This window comes from Roseovarius roseus, from assembly GCF_043355935.2.
In the GTDB taxonomy this organism is placed as follows: domain Bacteria; phylum Pseudomonadota; class Alphaproteobacteria; order Rhodobacterales; family Rhodobacteraceae; genus Roseovarius; species Roseovarius roseus.
In genome coordinates this window covers 1-5873 of sequence record NZ_JBHFPE020000040.1, presented here as the reverse complement: position 1 = coordinate 5873, position 5873 = coordinate 1, and the positions used below count along the sequence as shown (strand labels likewise).

At 64.0% G+C, this 5873-nt stretch carries 8 protein-coding genes; all 8 read left to right on the top strand.

The window, feature by feature from the left end; all coding sequences use genetic code 11:
* Positions 1 to 439: 439 nt before the first annotated feature.
* The 8 genes from ACEWPL_RS19225 to ACEWPL_RS19190 all read left to right on the top strand — a co-directional run bounded on the left by ACEWPL_RS19225 (position 440) and on the right by ACEWPL_RS19190 (position 5552).
* On the top strand, positions 440 to 1327 hold the full coding sequence (locus tag ACEWPL_RS19225) for a LysR family transcriptional regulator (RefSeq protein ID WP_393930753.1): 888 nt from the start codon (positions 440 to 442) through the stop codon (positions 1325 to 1327).
* A gap of 106 nt (positions 1328 to 1433) precedes the next feature.
* Positions 1434 to 2057, top strand: a complete 624-nt coding sequence (wrbA, locus tag ACEWPL_RS19220; RefSeq protein ID WP_393930755.1) for an NAD(P)H:quinone oxidoreductase — start codon at positions 1434 to 1436, stop codon at positions 2055 to 2057.
* Entirely contained in the window at positions 2057 to 2695 is a 639-nt protein-coding gene (locus ACEWPL_RS19215; RefSeq protein WP_393930757.1) for a DsbA family oxidoreductase, read from the top strand. The genes wrbA and ACEWPL_RS19215 overlap by 1 nt, the downstream gene beginning before the upstream one ends.
* An 11-nt stretch (positions 2696 to 2706) precedes the next feature.
* Positions 2707 to 2856, top strand: a complete 150-nt coding sequence (locus ACEWPL_RS19210; protein ID WP_393930759.1) for a hypothetical protein — start codon at positions 2707 to 2709, stop codon at positions 2854 to 2856.
* Positions 2857 to 2878: 22 nt separating this feature from the next.
* Positions 2879 to 3376, top strand: a complete 498-nt coding sequence (locus ACEWPL_RS19205) for a P-loop nucleotide/nucleoside kinase family protein (protein ID WP_393930761.1) — start codon at positions 2879 to 2881, stop codon at positions 3374 to 3376.
* An 83-nt stretch (positions 3377 to 3459) separates the two neighbouring features.
* A complete protein-coding gene (locus ACEWPL_RS19200) occupies positions 3460 to 4359 on the top strand; it encodes an EamA family transporter (protein ID WP_393930763.1) in 900 nt (299 codons plus the stop codon).
* Between the two features lie 26 nt (positions 4360 to 4385).
* Positions 4386 to 5063 (top strand): DUF4386 domain-containing protein, encoded by a 678-nt coding sequence (locus ACEWPL_RS19195; protein WP_393930765.1) that lies wholly within the window; start codon positions 4386 to 4388, stop codon positions 5061 to 5063.
* Between the two features lie 51 nt (positions 5064 to 5114).
* A complete protein-coding gene (locus ACEWPL_RS19190) occupies positions 5115 to 5552 on the top strand; it encodes a VOC family protein (RefSeq protein ID WP_393930767.1) in 438 nt (145 codons plus the stop codon).
* Positions 5553 to 5873 lie beyond the last annotated feature (321 nt).

Genomic DNA, 5873 nt, shown 5'->3' with positions numbered 1-5873 from the left:
GCCGCCGGTTGGGTGGGTTCAAGTTCACCCGGAGATTACGCCACCTTCAAATTTCCACCACCTTCGCGACACGACCTTCAAACGTGCCGTACTCCGAGCAAGGTTTCAAGGTCCGCTCAGGGCCGTCTAAGTCGCCGAGATACGGGCCAGATTTCAAGGTGCTGCGATTGCTCCGATGTCGGCACCGAGCCCAATTTGACGAACGCTGCAGCCTGAATGAATGGCAGGGCTTCTTTTCAGAGTAGTCGTTCGGCGAAAGTCATTCCGCTTCCACTGCTTCGAGTCACTGGACTTCGTAGTTTCGGGACCCGGTTAACGGGTGGCGAATTGACGGTTAGGCAACCTTGTGGCCGGTTCGCACGAGATCCACAATTATGGTAGTCCTCGATTTGGTCGCTAACACAAGGCGACGTTTCACTTGGACTGATCGAAAGCAACAATGGACAAGCTCTCTGTGATGAACGCCTTCCGCCGCATTGTCGAGCGTGGCAGCTTCGCGCGAGCGGCGGAGGATCTTGGGGTCTCGCCCGCACTGCTCAGCCGCGAGATCAAGCTTTTGGAGGAGAGCCTAGGCACGGTATTGCTGACCCGCACGACACGTTCGATGTCCCTCACTGATGCGGGCCAGCTCTTCTATGACGAAGCGTCAGGTATTCTTGAAGCCGTGTCTCAGGTCGAGACCCGCATTCGTGACGGCGCCGGGGCGATACGCGGCCATCTCAAGGTGAACGCCTCCAGTTCCTTCGGTCAGACCGTTATTGCGCCGATCCTGGCAGGGTTTTTCGACGCCTATCCTGACCTGCGCCTGACGCTGTCGATGGATGACCGGGTGATCGACATGGTGGAGGGTGGCTTCGATGTTTCGATCCGGATCCGGGCGGCGATGCCTGACTCCGCGCTCGTGGCGCGCAAGCTGGGCACGGCGCGGCAACAGGTCTTTGCCGCGCCGTCCTACCTGGACAGCGTCGGTGCGCCGCAGACGCCGCAGGACATTGCCAATCACCGTGTCGTCGGGTTTTTGCTTGCCGATCATCTCACAGCCTGGACTCTTCATGGTCCGTCAGAAACAGTGACCGTGGATCTTGATCCACCCATCCGTGTCGGCAACAGCCTCGTCCTGCGCGACCTCCTGATCGCGGGTCAGGGTATCGGCACCTTGCCCGATTTCGTCTCGAACGAGGCCGAGGCGCGGGGCCTATTGGTCCGAGTCCTGCCCGACTGGGAGCTTCCGGCGCCCGAGATCTTCGCCGTGACGGCCTCGAGGCTGGGCATGGACGCGAAGGTCACGGCCTTCCTTGACCACCTGCGTGCTGCGCTCCAGCCCTGACATTCTTCAACCGGCGTAAAGAATGAAATGACAGCGGGCTGGTTATTCCACTGCGCCGCATCCCCCATCCTCTCAGGCAACGAAACCAAGCCCCTGAGAGGATCCCATGACCCGCATTCTTGTTCTCTACTATTCCAGCTATGGCCATGTCCGCGCACTCGCCGAGGCCGAGGCCGAAGGCGCGTGCAGCGTCCCCGGCACCCATGTCGATCTGCGGCGCGTGCCCGAGACTGTCCCCGAGGCGGTCCGGCAGAAGGCTGGCTTCGCCGCCGATGACATGCCCGTGGCGGCAGCTGACGATCTCGAAGCCTACGACGCCATCATCTTCGGCACGCCGACGCTGTTCGGCATGATGGCCGGGCAGATGAAATCCTTCCTCGACCAGGCGGGCGGGCTCTGGGCGCGCAACGCGCTGGTCGGCAAGGTCGCCGCCGTCTTCGCCTCCACCGGCTCGCAGCACGGCGGGCACGAGGCGACGCTGCTCTCCACCCAGATCCCGCTCCAGCATTTCGGCATGCTGATCGTCGGCATGCCCTACACCTTCGCAGGCCAGACCACGGCCGAGGGCATCGTCGGCGGTGCGCCCTATGGCGCGGGCACGATCGCGGGGGCCGACGGATCGCGGGCACCCACCGAGACCGACCTCGCCGGAGCGCGCTTCCAAGGCGCCCATGTCGCGCGGATCGCCTCGCGGCTGGCCGGGGCCGCCTCCGTCGAGGAGGCCGCGTGATGTCCTCACTCACCATCGACTTCTACCATGACGTGGTCTGCTGCTGGTGCTTCAACATCTCGTCGCGGATGCGGGCGCTTGCCGCCGAGTTCGACCTCGACATCCAGCACCGCACCTTCGTTCTGCAGGCGAGCCGCGCCGAGATGGCAGCTCGCTGGGGCACGCCCGAGGACGCCCGCGAGATCATCCTCGGGCACTGGGCGGTCTGCCGCCAAGTCAGCGACCGGCAGGAGCTCGTCGATATCGACGCCATGCGAGCCGCGCCCTTCGACTATCCCCACGGCATGACCGCTGCGCTGGGGTGCAAGGCGGCGGAGCGGCTCGGCGGACAGGCCGGCCATTGGGACATGTTCGACCGCCTGCAGCGCGCGCATCTGACCGAGGCGCGGAACGTGGCCGACCCGGCAACGGTGCTACACGCCGCCCGGGACCTAGGTTTTGAGAGTGCTGCCTTCGCCGATGTTTTCGAAGACCCGGAAACCCTTCGTGCCGTCGAGACCGACCGGCAACACGCCCGCGCCCTCCAAGTCCGGTCCATTCCAACCCTCATCGTCCGCGAGACCGGCGCCCGCCTCGTCAACGGACCGCGCGAGGATCTGGCCGCACAACTGCGCGCCGCCCTCCGCCTTGTCGCCTGAAAGGAAATGCCATGACCCTCTCGTTCATCCGCACTGCAGTCCGGCACCGCCACCGCATCCTGCGGGGCGTGCCGCGCGATCTGCCGCCCCACCTGATGCGCGACATCGGCCTCGATCCCTGGCCGGACCACCCGCGCTTGTCTATCCACCCGCTCTGGTGAGCCAAAGCATCCGAGGTGCATCATGCCCGATAAGTCACCTAACCTTCATATGCTGTGCGGAAAGATCGCCGCCGGGAAATCCACCTTGGCAGCCGATCTTGCTGGCTCGCCCGAAACCGTCCTGATCGCCGAGGATGACTGGCTTAACGCGCTCTTCGCCGACGAGCTGGTTTCATTGCCTGACTATGTCCGATGTTCCTCGAAGCTGCGGCGGATTATGGCGCCCCATGTCGCCGCATTGCTGAACGCCGGGGTTTCGGTCGTTCTCGATTTTCCTGCAAATACCTTCGAGCAGCGCCGGTGGATGCGTCGCATCCTCGAGCAAACGACTGCCGCGCACCAGCTTCACCTACTGGATGTGTCCGACAAGGTCTGCCTCGCAAGGCTACGCGAGCGCAACAGCCGAGGTGACCACCCGTTCGCGGTGACCGACGCCCAGTTTCACCAGTTTAACAATCACTTCGCCGCGCCAACGCCGGACGAAGGCTTCAACGTCGTCAGGCATGAAGACGGCGGCTAACGCCGCCTGACCCAGCCGATGCCGGCCCGCAATGCGCGCTCGCTTTTTCTCTTTATCCAGCCCCCTGAAACGGAGACACACCCATGTCCCGCACCACCGATATCCTTCTCACCGCGCTCGCCCCGGCGATCTGGGGCAGCACTTATCTCGTCACGACCGAAGCGCTGCCTGCGGGATATCCCGTGACCCTTGCAGCGCTTAGGGCCTTGCCAGCCGGACTGCTGCTGCTTGCTGTCACGCGTTGCCTGCCATCCCGTGCCTGGCTCGGGCGCGTTTTCCTGCTTGGCAGCTTCAACTTCGCGCTGTTCTGGGCGCTGCTGTTCGTGGCCGCCTACAGGCTTCCCGGCGGGGTCGCCGCGACGCTCGGCGCTTTGCAGGCCATGATTGTGATCCTGATGGCGCGCGGGTGGCTTGGTACGCCAATCCGGGCGGGTGCGGTCGCTGCAGCCGCAACCGGCGTTCTTGGCGTGGCGCTGCTGCTGATCGGTCTCGACGCCGCGCTGGACCCGATTGGTGTCGCCGCGGGCCTCGGTGGCGCCGCGTCCATGGCCGCCGGAACCGTCCTCAGCCGCAAATGGCAGCCGCCGGTATCCGCCCTCAGCTTCACTGCGTGGCAGCTGACTGCCGGGGGTTTGATCCTGTTACCGCTGGCGCTGATCATTGAACCCGCGCTTCCGCCGCTCACGACGACGAACCTGGCCGGGCTGGTCTGGCTCGGCCTCATCGGAGCGGCGGCAACCTATGCGCTGTGGTTCCGGGGCGTCGCCCGGATCGAGCCCGGCGCGGTTTCGCTGCTCGGCATGATGAGCCCGCTCACCGCCGTGCTGCTCGGATGGGTCGTCCTCGGTCAATCCCTGTCGCCTTTGCAGGGGATCGGCGCTGTCATCATCATTGGCTCCGTCTGGGCAGGACAAAGGGCCAACCGCCCAGCACTCGGCGTCGTTAAGCTGCGCCCGGTCAAGGCCCGGGCGGAGGCCGCCTGAAAGCCGTTCAAGAAAGGATTTTTCGAATGACTGCCATGACACTCACCCAAGACTTCGGGCGCAAGGCGCGATTCGCCGGGTTGCTTTACCTCGTCATCATCGTGACCGGGCTGGGGGCCGAGATTGGCCTTAGGGCACCATTGATCGACCTCGGCGATGGCGACGCCACGGCCGCCGCGATCCTCGTGGCACCCGGTCAGTTCCGCTTCGCCATCGCCGCCGACCTGGTGATGGCGCTCAGCGATGCGGGGGTCGCCATCCTGCTCTACCTCATCTTCCGCGCCATGGCACCGGGCCTCGCTTTGTCGGCGACGGTGTTCCGCCTGATACAGACCGTACTGATCGCGGCCAGCCTCATGGCGCTGCTTACCGCCTGGCTGGTGCTGTCCCGCGCGGAGGGGCTGACCGACGCACCGACACTCGCGCTCGTGTTCCTGGACCTGCACGCACATGGCTACGACCTCGCGCTCGTATTCTTTGGCGTCAACAGCCTGATCATGGGCGTGCTCGTCTGGCACTCGGGCCTATTCGCGAAGGCGTTCGGTGTCGGGCTCGCACTCGCCGGCCTAGTCTATCTGATCGGCAGCGGTCTGCGTTTCTTCGCGCCAGAGATCTCATCGGTCTTCATGCCGGCTTATGGGCTGACAATCTTCGCCGAAACGGCGTTCTGCCTGCGCCTGCTCCTGCAACGGAGCCAGAGCTGACATGAAGCGCTTTCCGATTCCATCCCATCCGCAGCAACTTGGAGATGTCCCATGGCCAAAAGAGGTTTCACTGTCCGCGCCCTTGGCGAAATCGCCATCCGATGCGTCGATCACGGCGCCATGGTCGCGTTCTATCGCGACGTGATCGGGCTGGAGCCGATGCGCGATCCGCAAGACGCGCCTATCGTGTTCTTCCGGATCGCAGACGGTTACGAAGGCCATACTGCGGTGCTGGCCCTGTTTCGCCACGACATCGAGGGTGCGGGCCAGACACGAGCTGGCGAGCGGTCACCGGCGACGGGGCCGGGGTCGTCGCTGCACCACTTCGCGCTGAGCCTGCCCTGGAACGAACAGGAAGCCGTCATCGCGTGGTACGACAGGCTTGGGCTGCAATACCATGTCGAGACCTTCGACTGGGTCGGCTGGCGCGGGGTCTTCACCTTCGATCCCGACGGCAACTCCGTTGAGCTCGTCGCAAAGGAACCGTGATATGACGGCCCTATCTGGCAGAGTCACAAACGTTCGAGTTTTTTGTAGATCCTGCCCTGCTATGAAGTTCTAGAGTGATCCCAACCCGCTCATTCGTTTGGGGCGCAGCGAAGGCTAGCTTTCTCCGCCTTCCTTACCTTCGCCCCTGCTCGGATGCTGCAAGGTGTACGAATGGCCGCTCTTGTGAAGCTGCGTTGCGGCGTCGGCACGACCTGTGAATGGCCGATCTGGGCCGATTCTGTGGAAAAACAGCGTGTTTCTGGCGCAGAAAGTGGCGGCTTGAATGGAGCGCGAGCGCCTTTCTCATTAGGCTTTTTGCGT